We start from the raw sequence: 20,309 nt of genomic DNA, 5'->3' as shown, positions 1-20,309 counted from the left end.
TGGAAGTTTTTTTGCCCTTGACAGGGAGTAGGGAGTAGTGAAGAGTCAAGACGAATGGGAATTATAGAGGAAGTGGTAATTCATAAGGGTAAGATTAACTTTTCTGCCATAGTTACCTCAAAATGCTAACTTTTTGAGGGTTTGGGATTGAAAATTTGTTACTTTTTCAAAGTTCTAAAAAGGCTAAAATATTTGATATACCAATTATTTTAGATTTAATCATCTATTCCTAATTAGGGTTTGCTGAAAAAAACAAAGGGTGGGAAGTTTGGGAAGTTTGGGAAGACAGAGACAGCAGGATCAATAATTTTACCTTAATTTTTCCGTTCTTATTTTATCCACGCACCCTATTTTTCGGGAACCGTGCATGAAAAGCTAAAAACCAGGTATTTTGGTCTAAAAAGGCTAAAACTTTGGAATTTCAATGGGAGCGAGATTTAATCAGCAAGCCCTAATTAGGCTGAAAAAGTATTTTTTAAGGAATAGGGGAGCAGGAAAATCATTTTTTTCCCAACTCTTGCTTAAAATTCTGACTTTTTGATTTTTCGGGAACCGTGCATTAAGCAGCTCAAAACCAGGTGATTTTTCCCTACATAAAAAAAGCCTAAAAGCTCTATCTGTAAAGACTTGTATTTATTCAGCAAACCCTAATTATTAATTACAGGACTTACGCAAAGGTACTATCTATGGAGTTAAAAAACTATTGCGTATGGGGTTTTAAGTGCTATATTTAGCGTCACTGCGTAACTCCTAAATTATTAATTATTAATTATTAATTATTAATTATTAATTATCCATCAGTAATGTTATTTTAAGCTCACCCCAACCCAAATAGTTCTATGATGTCGGTACTAGGATAAAAAATTATGCAAATTAGTAAATTAATTGTTTTAACTGGGCCAAGTGGTGTAGGTAAGGGGACTTTGTTAAGCTCTTTGCGACAACGTCATCCAGAATTAGCTTTATCTGTTTCTGCGACTACTCGCTCTCCTAGACCAGGGGAAATAGACGGAAAAAACTATTTTTTCATAGACCATGAGAAATTTCAACAAATGATTGAAAATAGAGAATTATTAGAATGGGCAGAATATGCAGGTAATTTTTATGGGACACCAAATCTGCCAGTGATAGAAAATATTAAACAAGGTAAATCGGTAATACTGGAAATTGAACTACAGGGAGCACGACAAATTCAGAAAACATTTCCTGATGCTTTGCGAATATTTATTTTACCACCTTCAAACACAGAATTAGAAAGAAGGTTACGAAAGAGGGGACAAGACTCAGAAGAAGCGATCGCTAAACGTCTAAAATTAGCAACAGAAGAACTGGAAGCTGCTACAGAGTTTGATATACGATTAGTGAATGATAATTTGGAAGATACTTTACAAAATTTAGAGGCAATATTGTTCAATTGTAGGGAATAAAAGAAGTAATTGATACAGCGTTCCCGTTGTTATGAAGTATATAGCTAGCGCACAATAGACCCAAACTACAATAATTTTATCATTAAAATTTGTACCTCATTTATTGGAAATATCTTGTATTTATTGCCTACATTTCCCCTATCAACTATCCATTATCAATTTACCGAAAAATAGTGGTTTAAAGCCTCCCTTTTTCAGGGGATAAAAAAAGATATTTATATCAAGCCTCTTGCTTTCCTAGGTCATGGTGCACAAACAGGTAGAGGTACTGATAACTGATAACTGAAATGACTCCCTACTCCCTGTTGATCCGAATTTCTTTCCATAATTTTCGATACTGTTCAATGGTATTATCTGTCAATGGATAAAGAAATTCACTTTTTTCCATAATTTCTTTTGGGGGTAATAAAAGCGGATTATTATTAATCTCTGAAGTTAATTTATTAGAATTAACTTCTAGTAAAATAGGAGAAGCAATTTGGGTTAACAGTGACATTTGTTCTGCTATCTGAGGTTGCCAACAAAAATCAATCCATTTTTGTGTCAAAGAAGTTTCAGCACTAGCAGCAGGTTTAACCCATAAATTAGCCCATAAAGCTGTTCCTGACTGAGGAACAATAGCAGAAATTTCTTTGTGTTTTTTAACCAATGGTAAAATATCATTAGACCAACCAACAGCTAACCAAGTATCTCCAATAACTAATGATTGTAAATAATTTTCGGAACTATAAAACTTAACTTGTTGATTAAGTTTAACCAGTTCCGATTTTAAATTATTAACCTCATCAAGATTTTTAGTATTGTAGGATTTGCCTAATTTTTTCAGAGTTAAACCAATAACTTCTCTAGCTTGATTTAGCAAAGAAATATTATCCTTCAATTCTGGTCGCCATAAATCACTCCAATCTTTAGGCTCCCATCCCAAAGTTTTAAACTTATCAACTCGATAAGCAATTAAAGTTGTACCCCACTGATAAGGTGCTGCCCAAATTTTTCCTTCAGAATTTACATCACCTTGATTATTACGTTTGACTAATTCTTGCCATTTTTCTGGCAAATTATTCCATCTTAGTAAAGCTTGAGAATTAAGAGGTTGAATTAATTCTTGTTTGATAGCATTTGCTAACCAATAATCTCCTATTGTCACCAGATTAGCAATATCTATTTTTTTTGTTTGATCTATAGATAATTTCTCTTTTTCTAACAAAAGTTTTCTCTGCCAAATTTGCAGCAGAGAAAATAATTCTATTAAGCTTTCTTGAGGGTGAAAACTTAATTGAGAAGGAGAAGTTAATTCCCCTTGAAATTTTGACACTATTTGAGCAGGAATAGTATTTTTTAATAATTGGATTTTTAAATCCGCTTGTGTTTCACATCCTGCTAAAAATTCAGCTAAAGTTATTGCCGTTGCTCCAATTAAAAAATTCCTTCGCTTCACGTTTAATTATTACTTAAAATAAATTTTTATAGATATTTATTGATGATTTTTTGTTCACTAGCACAACTACTTAATAGTTCGTCCTGTCCACTATTTATAACCCAAAAACTTAGGTCTAAAGCTTCCCATTTTAAGAGAATGAAAAAAATTAGATCCAGCATCTCAAGTCTCTGGCTTTCCTGCGGAATGCTGCGCAAACAGTCAGAGTTACTGATAACTGAAATGACCTATTTGTTAGCTTAATTTATTGATCAAATACATAACCATTGTACTCGGTTCTAAGACTTAATTTGTCATCAAATAAATAATAATTATAACCAGTAGTTGTGGGAAAACTGCCAAAATATTCCATGGCCATTTTAGAGGAAGAGTGGATAAATATAGTTATGCTAATATAGCAATCCTATTTGATTAGTGTACAAAATTCAAAAGCTTTTAGGGAAAACTTAACGAGGAACAGCGGTCTATCTAAATATCGGAAGGTCGCTGCTCTTGCAGAGCAGCGCTAAGAAATGAGCTACATTTGGCAGAGGAACTGGCTCTTAAAGAGGAACTTCCCTAACGCTAATGCTTTTTATGTCGTGTAGGAAAACCCCATATCCAATCAACCAAGAGAGGGAACAGATAATAGTTGCAGGTTTTTTATTTACTTTTTGATTTGTCACAATCTATTGAGGACCGCTATACTCAACTAGAGAATAATAACTATGCCAATATGACTGAAGCTATCAAAGAAATTCCTCCTAGAAAATTTATCGAATGTTTATTATAGTTGTAGCCATTTTCTAGGAGAAATGCTTCGCGAACGCTGTATAATGTTCCAGCTTGGCAAAAAAATTTTCAATTAAATGACGTACTTTATACTAGAATGTTTCTTCCTTTGATTATTGATAGTATATTGAGAGTATTAAGCTTTGCAGATATATCTGGAAAATGGCAAATTACTAGGGATAAACTGAGTAGATTACCAAGTGTAAACTTATATATCTAACTTATAAATAGAGCTTGTTATTAAGGTATATATATAATAACACCAATACAAATAGGTAAGGGTAAAAAGCCATGATGAAAATAGGTGAAATTCTGATTCGCAGACAATTAATTTCCCAATCTCAATTAGACCAAGCAGTGAATATTCAAGTCTCATGTCGTCAAAAACTTGGACAATTACTTATGTTTCAAGGTTTAATTCAAGAAAGTGACTTAGAAGTAGCTTTAAAAGAACAATATTGGCGAAAAAATGGCTATTGGGTAATTGACTAAGGATATATACAGCAATTTTCTATTTGAATTAGATAATAGGAAATAAAGAAGATGAGTTGAAGGATGGGAGAAAATAACTAGAATATCTTTCTCATAAAGATAATAAATTAATAATAAATTAGTAAACGGACAAAATACTTCAACTTTTCTGCTAACTTTGAATAACACAAAATTTGGCGATGTAGTTTGGCTCAATAGAAGATGTCTATTATCTGATAGTGGTTTCCATTTCGGTAGATTATAGTAGGGATGTTCCATGGAATGTCCCTACTAAGTTTTGGTTGTAGCCATATGGTTTATTGACGCGATATCATTGGTAGCTTCCGTCTTACAGAAGTTTCCAAAGCTATTAGTAGTAGACTGACAAATCTAAAATAGTGCCATAAAAGTAGTGCATTGTTTCACCTTAAATGATGCAATAGCTGTAGGTTACAATAATCTTTCTCCCCGATTCCCCGACTCCTCTACTCCCCTACTCCCCGACTCCCTAATGCACCATTTTAGATGAAACAGTTCAGTAAGTTGGGTTTCACTTCGTTCTATCCAACCTACATTTTTAGCTGTCTCATTCCAGTAGGGTGAGTTAGCGGAGCGTAACGCACCCATACTCTATGTAGGGTCTGGTGAAAAAGTCTTGATAAGGAGATGGGGTGATTGGGAGGTAGCAAGTAATTTTTTTTGCCCAACTATGCACCCAAAATGCGCTCCTTTTTAAACCTTTTTGACCTAAAAGCTGACACTTTTTCTAGACTTAAAATTCTTAAAAGCTTTGTCTATCAATGCTTTCATATTTTTTCAGCAAACTATTAAGTAGAAACCCTAACCGTATCTCTGCAAATGTGCGGATTTTTGGCGAAGGAGACAAAATACAGGAGTCATATAAAATCCGATAGTATCGGTAAAATTAAAGATGTAGGGGTTTGGTCTCCAATTTTTCGGGAACCGTACCCTCTACAAACTAGGACTTTTCGATCTTTTCTGATGGTATAATTTTATTCTCCAAAGCCAGCGGATTTGATATCAGGAGTCAACCCACCCCTAACCCTGACCGTGGAGGGGAAAAAGGTAGAAAAATAGCCCCATCTCCCCATCTCCCCATCTCCCCAGCTAATTTTATAGATCTGGTTAGGGGTTCTGTTCTATATAGTGTCTTTCCTTTGCATAACTCCTGTAACTATTGAGGTGCTTTCAGGAAATACAACTGGTTGCGATCGCAGTCATACTGTCCTTTCCATTGCTATGAGGCGCAAAATTTTAGTTTTGAGAGAAAACTTAACTGGAAGTGAGAGTTTCAGTTTTTGTTCTTTTCAGGACTTACACGGGAGGCACTATATATAGAGTTTATGTCCGTGAAACTACCGCTAACACACCCTACTGATAGGGTTCATGGCTTTAGTCCTGCTTTTAAAACATCGCAAAATTATTTCTTCTTCTTTCTTTATCCTAACTCTTGTAGAAGCAATTTACTTCCTCTGTAACTCCCTACTTCCTACTCCCTATTTCCTACTCCCTTTTTGGTAATTAAGAAAAAGGTAAATTAAGATTAGCCATGCAGTATAACCCACGTTCCGCAAGTCAATTTCTAACACTAGAGTATTATCATAATTCGGTAGCTTAGTAAGTATTTATACTGTACGAATTATCTTTATTTATAGCAATGTGCGCACTTAATATTTACAAATTGCCGGAGGTGTCCAAGCAGCTCAAAGCCTTATATTATAGGCTATTCATTTTTACTCCATACCTGTTCCCTATTGCCTGTTCCCTAAAAGCAGCGCTATAACTTTCTTCCAAGTCCAATTCTCACGAAAATATTAACCATAAATACTGAATTAACTATTTACTTTTTAATGCATAACTTTTGAATTTTGACTTATATTTTATACTACATTTTGACGTGCGGAATGTATGTAGGGTATAACTTAACCTCCCCCCTGAGAAAAAACTCCTATGGAACCACTCAGAAGTAATTAAAGGGAGGGTTTTCAATTATCCTTCCTTTATTGGGTACAATAGATATGGGGCTTGACCAGCAAAATGTAGTATAAAAGCTTCTGAAGCTTTTATAACAAGTGTTTCAAAATCAGAGTTCTATTTGCAAGCGATCAATATCACTAAATAGAAGTAAACAAATCTTAACATTAAAGAAAGAATAATGTTATCAATGTAGATATGAACGTTTCAATTTAAATAACTCAATAGATTAAAAGTATGTATATGGCCACCAAGAATGTTATGAAAAATACCAAGCCTGAAGATTCTTTTCATAACAATACTATGACAGATACAAAGCCCGAAGATTCTTCTCATGATAGTGTTAAGAATTTAAAATTCATGTCTGGCAACAAACAATTAATTCAATTAGCACAAAAACTAAATATACTTGCTCAAGATAAGGCAATAGGGACTCTAGTGTTAAAAAGTCCTACTAGAAAAGAAAGACTCATCCTATTTTATGGTAGACTGCTCTATGCCACTAGCGATATCCATAGAGTCAGACGTTGGGAACGATGTGTAAAATGTTACTGTCCTCATTGGAATCGTGCAACTTCAACAATACCATCAGATTCAGACAAACCTTGGGAATATTTACTTCTATATGATGGAATTAGGAAAGATCAAATCACTGTTTCTCAAGCTAAAGCAGTGATTAGCACTGTCACCTTAGAAATATTCTTTTCCATGAGTCATTGTCTAGATTTAACATATCAATGGAAAAAAAATGATGATAGTCGCTCAGAATTATCCCTTGGTTTATCTCTGTCTTATTGGGAAATAGAAAAAATTTTAACAAAAGTTGCTCAAATGCAATATTTCTCGAAAAGAGCAGGTTTAGAAAATTTTAACCCCAATCTTGTTCCTATATTGAAAAAATCTGTTGATTCAAAAGTTTTATCTAATCAAATTCAATACTTAAAGGGGGATTTAACTTTGTGGGATATTTCCTGTAAACTAAAAAAAACAGTATTAACTGTCAGTAAAGCTTTACTTCCCTTAATCAAAAAAAACTTTGTAGAACTACAAGAAATTCCCGATTTACCAAAACCGAATTTTCAATTACATTTAACTGATGCTCAAGAAAATGAGGAAAATAAAGACCAGATTACTACTAAAAAAAAGCCATTAATTGCTTGTATTGATGACAGTATAGTAGTTGCTGAAAGATTAAGAAAAATTATTGAACCTACTGGATATGAGTTGATGGATGTACAAGATCCAGTCAAAGGACTGGTAAAAATTGCTGAAGAAAAACCAGATTTAATTTTTCTTGACTTAGAAATGCCTGATGCTAATGGTTATACTGTTTATCAATTTTTACGAAATGCACCAGTATTTGCCAAAATACCAATAATCATCTTTACCAGTCGGAATAATTTAATAGATAGGAGTCGGGCTAAATTAATGGGAGCTGTTGGATTTTTGCACAAACCTGGTGAACCAGAAGAAATTTTAAAAATGATCGAAAAATATTTGTCTGTCGCTCCCAAATTTTCCTAATCAAAAATCAGTCAATATTACTATTGCTTATATAATTAAAATATGTTAATAAACTCGACTATATCGTTTGACCAAAAAATAAGGTCTCAAGCCTTCCCTTTTCAGGGGATGAAAAGCAGTTGTTAGCAAGGATAATCGCTCTAGCAAAGCCTCTCGACTAATGTCATAACTCTTTGCTACTTGTCGTTGGAGACTGTACTATTTTTCCCTAAAGCCTAATTTCCTACTAATTAAAGATAAAAACCTTGACAGATAAAAGTTTTAGCTTTTTTACACCTTAAAAAAATCAGCTTATTTGAGCTATTCATACTCAAAAATTTATTATTTTGGGCGCATAGTTGGGCACAAAAATTTACTCCCCATCACCCTATCACCCCATCTTCTTAAAAAGACTGAAGAAGCGCAAACCCTAAGTATGGAAATTCCTATAAGCTACACCAGAGAAGCAGGAAAAACAATTGGGAAGATGCAACTTAGTAATTAATATTGTATTATGAAGAAAAATAAATTTTTGTCTAAATATTAATAATATTAATTAACAAGAATTTATTATTAAATTAGTATTGATAAGGAAAAGATCAGCAATGGTAAAAAAAAATGTTTTAATTGTAGAAGATAGTCCAACAGAAGCTACTATCTTGACTGACTATTTAAAAAAATCAGGATATGATGTCTTGAGCGTAACTACAGCAGAAGCAGCTAAAGCTATATTGGGGCAAAAAAATTTTGATGCGATTTTAATGGATATTGTGCTTCCTGGTCAAAGCGGTTATAGTTTATGTAGAGAACTAAAAAATCAAGAAAATACAGCGAATATCCCGATTATTATTTGTTCTAGTAAATCAGAGAAAATAGATCAAAAATGGGGGATGAAGCAGGGAGCATCTGCTTATGTTACTAAACCAGTTGATCAAGAGAAACTTGTGGCAACTTTAGAAAAATTGGTCGCTTGAAAAACGGTAGGTATTTAATCACTAAAGAATTAAATAAAACCAAGCCCAAGCCAACCAATAAATATTGCTATGCTCATTAAATATAAAAGCATTAACAGATCAAGGTAAGTGCCTTTTTATTGATGCCTAAAAAAGTACCTATTTTTTGGCTATTGTTATCTCAAAATGGTAAAGATTTGACATATTGTCAGAAAATTTGGCCGTAGCAGATACTCTAAACTGTTCCCTATTGCCTATTACCTACTTTCTACTCCCTACTCCCTACTCCCTAAAAATAGAAAAAAGCCAATGTCAAAACAAGCATCATACGGTTCCCAAACAATCAGTAGTAGTAAACAATTTATATCTTTAGAAGTTACTAAAACATTAGAGGTTATATTATCTACCCGTGAGCTGAATGAAGTGATTACCCTAGACCAGAGAACAATTTTACAAATACCGGGTATGCCAACTGTAGTTGTAGGAGTGTTTCAGTGGCAAGGCGAAATTCTCTGGTTAATTGATCTAGCTTATTTGATGGGTTTTGAACCTTTGCTCTCTACTGGATACTATCAACAAAAATTTCGGGTAATCAAAGTAAAATTTCGAGATAGTTATCTGGGTATATTAGTGCAAAAAGTAGGTAACTTGATTGACATTGAAAGTCAAAATATTAGTGCTATAAAAAAAGAGAAAAAAGATTCACTTGTAGAACAATTTATTCTAGGAACTTGCACTAATTCAACAGGAGAAAGAAAGATGATTTTAGATGTTGAAGCAATTATTGAATACATAGAAAAAAACTAGATTAAACTAGACTGAATGCTAATAACTAGATATCATCCCTTAATGCTTGGGTTTGGAGACCAAACCCCTAACCTACTCTATCAAACGCGAGCAAGATGGTCACACTATTTCTTACTCTATCAAACGCGAGCAAGATGGTCGCACTATTTCCTACTTTCTACTCCCTACTCAAAGAAACCCGGTTTCCAAAAAAAAAAAAGAAACCCGGTTTCTCCAAGAAACCGGGTTTCTAGCTTAGTCCCTGTTCCAATGCGAGCAAGATGGTCGCACTATTTCCTATTTCCTAAAATAAATGACACAAGCACGTTTTAGAAAAAACAACCAGCCAGATAATAGAGTACAAAATCAAGCTCAAGATTACTCTCAAAAATCTAATCGAGAAACTACAAAGAATCAAGTAGATGATGAGGAGGTAACAATTGTGCCAGTAGAAGTTTGGCAGCCAAATACTAATCAAAAACCACAAGGGTTAAAGGCAAAAACTAATGCTTTGGCAGAAGATTTAGCCACATTACGCTCTAATATAGATATCAGAATTAATCAACTTCAATTATTAATAGAAAAAGAAGGAGCGGCAGCAGAAAGGGCTGAATTATTAAACGAAATCACGTCAAATATTCGGGAGTCTCTCAATATTGAAGACATCTTTAAAACTGTGGTGCAAGATGCTAGGGCTGCTTTGCAAACAGATAGAGTAATAGTATATGAATTTGATAAAAATTGGCAAGGTACAGTTATTGCAGAATCAGTAGATGTACAATGGCCAAAGGCTATGGGAGCGGAAATAGCGGATCCTTGTTTTGCTGATCGCTATGTAGAATTTTACAAGAAAGGGCGGGTAGGAGCGACTCCTGATATCTATAAGGCTGGATTAACTGAATGTCACATTAAGCAATTGGAACCTTTTGCTGTGAGAGCAAATTTGGTTGCGCCTATACTTGCTAATGGAAAGTTACTGGGGTTATTGATAGCGCATCATTGCGCTCAACCTCGACAATGGGTGGAGTCAGAAATTGAGTTTTTCCAACAATTGGCGATTCAACTTGGTTATGCTGTAGACCAAGCATTATTATTAGAAAAACAACGGGCAGCTACTCAACAAGCTCAAAACTTAAATTACATCAATGCTGAAATTCGTAAGTCTCTCAATCTGAAGGATATTTTGGTGACTGCTGTTGAAGAAACTCGCCGTGCTTTAAACTCAGACCGGGTGGTGGTGTATGAGTTTGATGAAGAGTGGAAGGGTACTGTTATTGCTGAGTCGGTGGGTAGTGGCTGGCCGAAAGCGTTGGGGGCAAAAATTGCTGACCCTTGTTTTGCTGATCGCTATATACAATCTTATCAACAAGGACGAGTTCAAGCTACAGAAAATATTTATGAAGCGGGATTGACTCAGTGTTATCTTGGTCAACTCGAACCTTTTGAGGTGCAGGCTAATTTGGTTGCTCCTATTGTAGTGGAGAAGGAGTTGCAGGGTTTGTTGATTGCTCACCAATGCTCCGGTCCAAGAGGTTGGACGGAGTTAGAAATGGATTTGATGCGGAAGGTTGGTGTTCAGGTGGGATATGCTCTAGACCAAGCGTATCTATTGGAAAAGCAACAAGCGGCGACTAAACAGGCTCGCTTATTAAATGAAATTTCTATGAATCTTCGTAGTACCACGAATATTGAAGAAGTTTTTGACCTTGTGATTGAGGAGGCTCGTAATGCTCTGGGAGCTGACCGTGCTATAATTTATTGTTTTGATGAGAATATGGTTGGTACAGTGATAGCAGAATCACTCGGTCAGGGTTGGAAAAGCACTCTGGGGCAGAAAATAGCTGATCCTTGCTTTGCGAAAAATTTTAAATCTTATTTGCGCGGACAAGTTAGTACAATTAAAAATATTAATAGTCCTGGGGTATCTGAATGTATGCTTCAGCTATTAAAACCTTTTGATGTTAAGGCGAACATTTCTGCACCAATTCTAGTGGAGGCAAGGTTGTATGGTTGGTTGATTATTCACCAATGTTCTAAACCTCGAAGTTGGCAAGAGTCAGAAGTTAATTTTATCAAACAGTTGGCTAGTCAAGTCAGCACTGCTTTGGAACAGCAAGGACTTTTGGAACAACAAAGGGTGGCGACGGAACAAGCGCGACGGTTGAATGAAATTAGTTCGATGATTCGGGAGTCTTTGAATGAACAGGATATTTTTAATACGGTGGTGGTGGAGACTCGCCAAGTGTTAGCAGCAGACCGAGTGATGGTTTATAAGTTAGATGATGACTACAATGGTGTGGTTGTGGCTGAGTCGGTGGATAGTATGTGGTATGCTGCTCTGGGTAGTAAGTTAGATAGCAAGTGTTTTAAGGAACATCATATTAAGGCTTATTTGCGAGGACGAGTTAAGGTTCTGAGAAATTTGCATGACCCTTCTCAAACTATAATTGACGATGCTAAGACTACTGAGTGTTATTTAAAGGATGCTGAACCTTTGGCAATTAAGGCAACTTTGACGGCTCCAATTTTTGTTGACAAAAAGCTGTATGGTTTCTTTGTGATTAATCAATGTTCTGCTCCCCGGAACTGGAAAGATACGGAGGTGGATTTCGTTAGGCAGTTGGCTACTCAAGTTGGTTTTGCGGTGGAACAGGAAAACCTCCTCCAACAACAAAAAACAAGTGTTGAGCAGTCGAAAAAGTTGAATCAAATTAGTTTAAGGATTCGAGAGTCTCTTGATATTGAACGCATTTTCCGTACAGGTGTAGAGGAGGCGCTAAAGTTAATAGAGGCTGACAGGGTGGTAGTTTATCGCTTTGATGAAGACTGGGATGGTAAGATTATTAGTGAGGCAGTGAAACAAGGGTATATCAATATTTCGGAGGTGGAAAGCGATGTGACTTGTTTTCCAGCAGATTATGTGGAACCATATCGTCAAGGTCGGGTGTTAGTGAATGCTGATATTAGTAAGGCAGGTTTGACTGCTTGCCATGAGGAACAGTTAAAAAAATGGCAGGTGAAGGCGAATATGGTGGCTCCAATTTTGGTGAATCAGATTCTCTATGGTTTGTTGGGTGTGCATCAATGTTCGGAAACTCGCAACTGGTTGGAGTCAGATGTTGAGGTGTTTAAACAGGTGGCTTTGCAGATTGGGTATGCTTTGGACCAGGCGGTTTTGTTGCAACAGGTTGAACAGGCTCGTCGAAAAGCTGAGAGTGTGTCTATTGAGCAACAGCAGCAAAAGGAGTTGTTAGAAAGTCAAATTGAAAAGTTTTTGTCAGAAATCGAAAGTTCTTTTGATGGTGATTTGACGGTGCGTGCTGCTGTAACCAGTGGTGTGATGGGAACTGTGGCTGACTTTTTTAATGCCACGATTGAAAATTTACAGCAGTTGGTGTTGCAGGTGCAGTCGGCAACAAATGTGGTGAGTTCGACGACTGAGGGTAATGAGGCAGAGATTAAGAAGTTGTCTGTGGGAGCGACACGGCAAGCGGAGGCGATTATTAATGCTCTGGAAAAAATTCAGGTGATGGCTAATTCAGTCAAGGCAGTGGTGGGTAATGCTCAACAAGCCGAAGCTAAGGTGCAGCAGGCAAATCAGATTCTGCAAACCAGTGATGCAGCGATGAATAAAACTGTGGATGGTATTGTGGGGATTCAGAAAACTGTGGAGGCAACTGCTAGGAAGGTGAAGGTTTTGGGGGAAACTTCTAAGAAGATTTCCCGGGTGTTGAGTTTGATTAATGATTTGGCAAATCAAACTAATGTTTTGGCTTTGAATGCTTCCGTGGAGGCAACTAGAGCGGGGCAAGACGACCAAGGTTTTGCGACGGTTGCCAGTGAAGTACGTTCTCTGGCAGAACAGTCGGCTAGTGCGACTCAGGAGATAGAGCAAATTGTCGAGGAGATTCAGTCTGGCACCACTGAGGTGATTAAGGCAATGGTGGTAGGACGCAAGCGAGTTATGATTGGTACTGAGTTAGTTAAGGGGGCACGAAAAACTCTAACGGATGTGTTGGATGTGAGTGGACAAATTAGTGAGTTGGTAGGGGAGATTACTGTTTCTGCTACTACTCAAGCTGATACTTCTAATGCACTGTCGAAAACTATGGAGGAGGTGGCAGCGATCGCTAATCAAACTTCTGAACAGTCTATGACTGTGGCGCAGTCTTTTGCTAAGTTACTAGAAGTTGCTGGGGAGTTAGAAAAGAATGTGGCAGAGTTTAAGGTAAATTAAAAGAAGGGAACAGGGAACAATTAATAATTAATAATTGGGGGTTTATTTCTTGTCCAAAAAGAAACCTGGTTTCTAGCTTAGTTCCGGTACACCCAAGGAAGCAAGATACACGGTTCCCGAAAAATCGCACTGATAAGAAACCGGGTTTCTAGTTTAGTTCCTATTCCCTAATGTTGGGTTTCGTTCCTCAACCCAACCTACGACTATTCCCTATTCCTTCCATACCTCTTCCCTCAAGAAACCGGGTTTCTAGCTTAGTTCCTATTCCCTAATGTTGGGTTTCGTTCCTCAACCCAACCTACGACTATTCCCTATTCCCTAAAGAAACCGGGTTTCTGGCTTAGTTCCTACTCCCTAATGTTGGGTTTCGTTCCTCAACCCAACCTACGACTATTCCCTATTCCCTATTACCTATTATGATAGAAATTGATGACCAAGCTTACGAATTTTTCGTAGAAGAAACTACAGAATTATTGCAAACTCTTGAGCAAGGGTTAATAAATATTTCTCAAGAACATGAACTGCAAACACTCCATAAATTAATGAGGGCAGCTCATTCTATTAAAGGTGGTGCTGCTTGTATCGGTTTAATGGGTATTAAAACCATTGCCCATAATTTAGAAAATGGCATCAGAGCGCTTTATCAGGAAAATACTGTTTTTGATGTAGCGCTCGAAAATTTACTATTGCAAGCTTTTGACTGTTTGCGATCGCCAACTCTAGAACAAATTGAAACAGGTAACTACAATGAAAAGACTGCCCTTAGTCAAGCAAAACAAATTTTTGAGCAGTTGGAAAGTAAACTTGGGCATTCTCTGGAAGCAGCAGCAGAATTTCCGGAAGTACCAATGGAACAGGGTGATATGGCTAAGTTTCTATTTACAGAAGAAATACCTTCTGGTTTGCACCGTTGGGAAAGTTTATTAGCTGGGAAAAGTAAAGGTGACAATAGTTTATCCCTGAAAAATGAATTGAAGAGACAAGCGGAAGTATTTGCGACATTGGGAACAATGCTGAATTTGTCTGGGTTTGCTTCCATTGCGGAAACTACAATTAGAGCTTTGGATGTTAATCCCAAATATACAGCCAAAATTGGTCAGTTAGCTTTAGCAGATTTTTGGAAAGGGCAAAAAGCTGTATTAGAAGGCGATCGCGTTCAAGGAGGGCAACCAAATGCAACATTGGTAAGATTGACCAAACCATTAAAACCTAAAACAACTGTAGCAAATACTCAGTCAAAACAAGTTAATCAAGCCACTAAAAAATCTCGAGTTACTAATCAAAATCAAGGTCAAAAAGTGCCAAAAAATAGCAGCACTACTGCACCAAAAGCCACTCAAAAATTAAAGTCAGGAACAGTAAATCAAGTTAGTAAAAAATCTCAAGTGAATAATCAAAATCAAAGTCAAAAAGTACAGACAACTAGCAGAATTAAAACTCCAATTTCTAATGTTGATAAAGCATCAGTAAATATTTCTGTTCAAGAAGCTTCTGCACCAGAAGTTACTGATGATAAAAAGGAAAATCTGGAAAAACAAACTACTTTCCAATCTTCATCTAATTTAGGCATTAGGATAGATATGAAACGCTTAGAAATGTTGAATAATTTAGTTGGAGAATTAACCACTCAAGATAATAGTTTTATTCTGCAAAATCAACAATCCCAAGCCTCAATAGAAACCTTAGATAAAGGATGGCAAAAATTTCAGCAATTAATGGCAAAATTTCAAGACATTAATGCCTTTGCTGAGAAGCTAAATCAATCTGAAAACCCTCAGAATAAAAAACTAGGTTCTTTAATTAATATGTTACCAAATCTACTAGAAGAAATTTCTCAAATAGGAGAAGCAGTAGATGACATTAAACTATTACACCAGCAGAGTCAACAAATTATCAAAAAAAGACAACAAACCTTACAACAAATTCAAAGTCATATTACTAAAACTCGAATGTTACCTATCGAATCATTATTTAATAGATTCCCCAGAATGATTCGAGATTTATCATTGGAAAAACAAAAACAGGTAAAATTAGAATTAGTAGGGGCAAATACTTTGATTGATAAAGCAGTTTTAGGGAAATTATATGACCCTATAGTTCATATACTCAGAAATGCTTTCGACCACGGTATTGAATCCCCAGAAATTAGACAAGCTAATGCTAAATCAGAAGTAGGAATAATTACTATCAAATCTTATTATCAAGGAAACTATACTTATATTGAAATTCAAGATGATGGTGGAGGAATAGACGTTGCCAAAATTCGGAATAAAGCCATACTTAAGCATATTGTTTCTGCCAGTGAAGCTGCAAAATTATCAACCAAACAATTATATCAATTTTTATTCTATCCTGACTTTTCCACCAAAGAAGAAGTAAGTGATTTATCAGGAAGAGGAGTAGGATTAAATGCAGTATTGCGTCAAATAGAAGCATTAAAAGGCAATATTACCATTCAATCTGAAATTGGTAAAGGAGCAAGATTTATTCTCAGATTACCTTGGACTTTAACAATTACAAAATTATTAATTTTTCGTATGGAAGGTAATTTGTTTGCCATTCCGTTAGACATTTTAGCAACTATTGTCTATGCTGACCCCACTGAAATTAAAGTTAGTCAAGAAGGGGAAGAAATATATTCTTGGCGAAACAAAAAAGTATCAATAGCACCATCAATAGTATCAGATTATAATTATCCAATAGTCTTGAGGGATATGCAGGAAAAAACTGTTGAATTTGGTAAAAGTCCTTATGGTCTAAAATCTCAAGGAAAGGTAATGTTATTATTAATTTCTGAAGATACAGATACAATTGCTATCAAAATTGAACAGATATTAATGGAACAAAATTTAACCATTAAACCTTTTAGCAAAGCTTTAACATTACCATCATATTTATATGGTTGTACCATCTTAGGAGATGGTAGTTTAGTACCAGTTATTGACGGAATTAAATTATTAGAAAAAACCTTAGATAAAACCAGGTCAAGTCCTCATAAATCACCTGGTATTCAGAGGCAATTTCAACACCCTAATTTATCAAATTCTACTTTTTTAAAAGCACCTACTATTTTAGTAATAGATGATTCCTTGACTACTCGCCAAACTATTTCTAAAACATTGCAAAAATCAGGATATAATGTTCTGCAAGCTCAAGACGGTAAAGCTGGATTAAGACAGCTCGAACAAAATACTTATATTAAAGCCATTATTTGTGATGTAGAAATGCCAGAAATGAATGGCTTTGAGTTCCTAAGTCGTTGTCGTAAAGAATATTCTCAGGAAGAAATGCCTGTATTAATGTTAACATCTCGTGGGAGTCAACCCTATCGTCAGTTAGGTAAACAGTTGGGTGCAAATGGCTATTTAACTAAACCTTATTTAGACCAAGACTTGATTAATAACTTACAAAAATGTTTGAAGATAGGGAGTAGGGAACAGGCAATATATAGGCCATAGCTATAGGAAGTAATATAAATAGGGAGTAAGCAGTGAGGAGTAGGGGTCAGTTATCAGTTATCAGTTGTCAGTTATTAGCAAAATGCCTTTCTCAGCGCAAAAACGCCAAGGGATAAATTCCTTGGCTCACATACTTGAGTATGACTTTATTCTAAATTCTGTTTCCGGAGCATTCCGGAGAAAATTCTAACTCCTAATTTGATACTACAAATTGAAGTGCGGAATGTGGGTTATAGCGCTGCTTTTATGGAACAGGCAACAGGGAACAGGCAATAGGGAACAGGTATGGAGGAAGAATCAATAGCCTCTAAATATAATGTTTTTAGCTATTGGACACCTCCGGCAATTTGTAAATATTAAGTGCCCACATTGCTATAAATGAAGATAATTCTTACAGTATAAATATTTACTAAGCTACCAAATTCTTATAATACTCTAGTGTTACAAATTGACGTGCGGAACATGGGTTTTAGCTGTGTCAGTCCACTACCAATAGAAAGCCAAAAAATAGGGGGACTAATTTCCCCCTATCAAGCTTTTATTTTTTAATTTTTTAGATACAGTTGTCCCACCCTCTATTAAATCTAAAATCTAAAATCAATAGAAGGGAATTAGTATTAGTAAGCAAGACCCATACTGCGAGTAGTTTCAGCACCAAGATAAACCCGGACACTCAAAAAGTCAGTAGGACAAGCAGTCTCACAACGCTTACAACCAATACAATCTTCAGTACGAGGGGATGAAGCAATTTGGCCTGCTTTACAACCATCCCAAGGTACCATTTCTAGAACGTCTAATGGACAAGCACGGACACACTGAGTACAACCGATGCAAGTGTCATAAATTTTTACTGAATGAGCCATGAATTAAATTCTCCCAACAAATTTATTCTGTCATATCTACCAAAAGGCAAATAGAACAGCAAGTTTTAGATGTGAATGCTTCGATTTAGTTTACATTACTGCTTCTCATCACTGATAAACATTGTTGAAAAACTTAAAATATCTCAATAATCTGATAGGGAGTAGGGAGTAGGGAGTAGGGGAGTGGGGGAGAATTTTTTGGTTTTTGTTAGTCAAAAAGTTATCATCTTGTGATATCTGTGCAGGAAAATCAAGAAACAATTACTTCTTCCTACCTTTTATGTCTTCCTACAGGAACTACAGGAACCACAGGAACCACAGGAACCACAGGAACCATACTTATAACTCCTTTTTCAAAAAAGGAATCAAAGTCCCAACTTTTCTAATACTGGACGAGTTGAGACTAGATGACGATCTAATCCCAGTTCCTTTGGAGAAATACCCAAAGCTAAAGCTATTAATTGGGGCAAATGTAATACTGGTAAACCCAACTTACGTCCCATCACTTTCTCCACCTCTGGTTGACGAGAATCTAAATTTAAGTGACATAAAGGACAGGGCGTTACCATACAATCTGCACTATTGTCAATAGCGTCCTGTAGATGACTTCCAGCCATTTGAAAAGACTGATTAGTGGCATAACTAGAAAGAGGCCAACCACAACATTGAGTCCGACCTCGATAATAAATAGGAATAGCCCCAATAGCCCGAAACACATTTTCCATAGATTCTGGTTGATAGGGGTCATCATAAGATAAATTAGTTTGACTTCTCAGTAAATAGCAGCCATAAAAAGCAGCACATTTAAGACCAGAAAGCTTGCGGGTGACACGATTTTGGATTTCTTCGAGACCATAATCTGCCACTAACGCCCAAAGTAAATGTTTAACCTCTGTACTGCCTTGATAGGGAGAACAACTTTGTTTTTGTAAGAGGCCATTGATTTGTTCTAGATAAGCTGGCTCAGTTTGTTGAGATTCTTTAAGACGTTCATCTACATGACCAATAACCCCTTGACAAGTGCTACAGTGAGTTAGTAGTGGTAAATTTAGTTCCTCTGCTAAAGCTATGTTACGGGCATTAACGGTATCTTCTAGTAGTTGAGAGTCTTCTTTAAAGGTGCCAGAACCACAACAAGCAGCCTTTTTCAGTTCTATTAACTCTATTCCCAAGACTTGGGTCAGAGCTTGGGTAGATTGATAAAGCTCTCGGCAAGCTCCTTGAGCTACACAACCAGGAAAATAAGCATATTTGAGTTTTTGAGTAGGCATGACATGAAAAAATATAGGAATAGAAACATTATTTTATAAACATAGATTTTATACTCTTAATGATATTAAGCTTATGTTTATATATTTGTTAAACTTTTCATTCTTCCATATCTGGAGAGAATTTACCTAAAAAGACCGGACGTACAGAAAACAGAAAAAGGTAAAACCAAATCCCAAAAGGTAGGCAACAGGCAACAAGCAACAGTTTAAACTATCTGCTACGGTCAAATTTTCTAACAATGTTGGTCAAAAATTTACCATTTTAAGACAACAAGAGCCAAAAACTAGGTACTTTTTTCGATCAAAAAAGGCTAAAAGTTTAGAATGTCAATGCTTTTAGATATATTCAGCAGAGCAATAATATAGGGTTTGCTGAAAAGTCTGATGGTTAAGGTAGGGAGTAGGGAGTAGTTAAGAGTGAGGAAGAATAGGACTTATAGAGGTATTAGTTGGCACAATTTTCTCTTGATTTTTCTATCCTACTAAACTTTAATTATGCTAAATTTTTGTACCTTTTTGACCTAAAAGCTGGTTGGTACTTTTTTTTAGGCATAAAATTGCTAAAAACTTTATTTGTCAAAACTTTTATATGTAAAGGTTGTAGCCTTTTCAGGTACTAATAAAGTACCAGCTTTTAGTTGTCTCAGGTACGGTTCCCGAAAAAATCAAAAATCTAGCATTTTGGGCAAGAAAGGGGAAGAAAATCAAGAGACGATTCTTTAATTCCCATTCCTTCTGTCTCCTGCCTTCTACTTTCTACCTTTACCACTCATACTTTTTTAGCAAACTCGAATTATATAGTTAGCTTTAACCCAGTTTCAGATAAAATCAGAAACGCAACATCTAAAATAATTTAAAGTAAGGAGAGCATTTTATGAGCACAGAAGTTTTCAACAAAGTGCAGGACATTGTGGCTAAACAACTGGAAGTCGATAAAGAAAAAGTAAAGCCAGAAGCTAACTTTGCTACTGATCTAGGAGCTGATTCTTTAGATACTGTAGAATTGGTTATGGCATTAGAAGAAGAATTTGACATTGAGATTCCAGACGAAGACGCAGAAAAAATTGTTATTGTCCAAGATGCTGTAGATTATATTGAGAAACAAGTACCAGCCACAGCATAATTATTTACCACTG

The 20,309-nt window shown here is 35.9% G+C and carries 11 protein-coding genes; 8 read left to right on the top strand and 3 right to left on the bottom strand.

Going from position 1 to position 20,309, the window contains the following annotated elements; translation table 11 throughout:
• The first annotated feature begins 866 nt into the window (after positions 1-866).
• Entirely contained in the window at positions 867-1,427 is a 561-nt protein-coding gene (gene gmk / locus VKJ25_RS01640) for a guanylate kinase (protein WP_324234882.1), read from the top strand.
• Between the two features lie 295 nt (positions 1,428-1,722).
• Here gmk and VKJ25_RS01635 read toward each other — a convergent pair whose 3' ends face one another.
• Positions 1,723-2,865: an extracellular solute-binding protein gene (locus tag VKJ25_RS01635; protein ID WP_324234881.1), complete on the bottom strand. Its 1,143-nt coding sequence runs from the start codon at positions 2,863-2,865 to the stop codon at positions 1,723-1,725.
• A gap of 1,062 nt (positions 2,866-3,927) precedes the next feature.
• Between VKJ25_RS01635 and VKJ25_RS01630 the strand changes: the two genes are divergently transcribed.
• The 6 genes from VKJ25_RS01630 to VKJ25_RS01605 all read left to right on the top strand — a co-directional run bounded on the left by VKJ25_RS01630 (position 3,928) and on the right by VKJ25_RS01605 (position 17,039).
• The gene (locus VKJ25_RS01630; RefSeq protein ID WP_324234880.1) at positions 3,928-4,128 is read left to right on the top strand and encodes a cyclic di-GMP-binding domain-containing protein, MshE-related; all 201 of its coding nucleotides are present in this window, start codon (positions 3,928-3,930) and stop codon (positions 4,126-4,128) included.
• A gap of 2,277 nt (positions 4,129-6,405) precedes the next feature.
• On the top strand, positions 6,406-7,626 hold the full coding sequence (locus VKJ25_RS01625; protein ID WP_324234879.1) for a response regulator: 1,221 nt from the start codon (positions 6,406-6,408) through the stop codon (positions 7,624-7,626).
• Positions 7,627-8,210: 584 nt separating this feature from the next.
• Positions 8,211-8,579, top strand: a complete 369-nt coding sequence (locus VKJ25_RS01620; RefSeq protein ID WP_324234878.1) for a response regulator transcription factor — start codon at positions 8,211-8,213, stop codon at positions 8,577-8,579.
• Positions 8,580-8,867: 288 nt separating this feature from the next.
• Positions 8,868-9,365 (top strand): chemotaxis protein CheW, encoded by a 498-nt coding sequence (locus VKJ25_RS01615; protein ID WP_324234877.1) that lies wholly within the window; start codon positions 8,868-8,870, stop codon positions 9,363-9,365.
• Between the two features lie 292 nt (positions 9,366-9,657).
• Positions 9,658-13,581, top strand: a complete 3,924-nt coding sequence (locus VKJ25_RS01610; protein ID WP_324234876.1) for a GAF domain-containing protein — start codon at positions 9,658-9,660, stop codon at positions 13,579-13,581.
• A 416-nt stretch (positions 13,582-13,997) separates the two neighbouring features.
• Positions 13,998-17,039 carry a hybrid sensor histidine kinase/response regulator gene (locus tag VKJ25_RS01605; RefSeq protein ID WP_324234875.1) on the top strand — a complete coding sequence of 1,014 codons (3,042 nt, stop codon included), beginning with the start codon at positions 13,998-14,000 and terminating at the stop codon, positions 17,037-17,039.
• 617 nt (positions 17,040-17,656) lie between these two features.
• Here the strand turns inward: VKJ25_RS01605 and psaC are convergent.
• Both psaC and VKJ25_RS01595 read right to left on the bottom strand, forming a co-directional pair.
• Positions 17,657-17,902 carry a photosystem I iron-sulfur center protein PsaC gene (gene psaC / locus VKJ25_RS01600; RefSeq protein WP_293140161.1) on the bottom strand — a complete coding sequence of 82 codons (246 nt, stop codon included), beginning with the start codon at positions 17,900-17,902 and terminating at the stop codon, positions 17,657-17,659.
• Between the two features lie 365 nt (positions 17,903-18,267).
• On the bottom strand, positions 18,268-19,173 hold the full coding sequence (locus VKJ25_RS01595; protein ID WP_324234874.1) for a CoB--CoM heterodisulfide reductase iron-sulfur subunit B family protein: 906 nt from the start codon (positions 19,171-19,173) through the stop codon (positions 18,268-18,270).
• 874 nt (positions 19,174-20,047) lie between these two features.
• On the opposite strand from VKJ25_RS01595, the gene acpP reads away from it, so the two are divergent.
• Positions 20,048-20,296: an acyl carrier protein gene (acpP, locus tag VKJ25_RS01590; RefSeq protein ID WP_324234873.1), complete on the top strand. Its 249-nt coding sequence runs from the start codon at positions 20,048-20,050 to the stop codon at positions 20,294-20,296.
• Positions 20,297-20,309: the final 13 nt, after the last annotated feature.

Origin of the sequence: Okeania sp. (assembly GCF_035285525.1) — a bacterium.
Lineage (GTDB): Bacteria > Cyanobacteriota > Cyanobacteriia > Cyanobacteriales > Microcoleaceae > Trichodesmium.
This window is presented reverse-complemented; position numbering and strand designations above follow the sequence as displayed.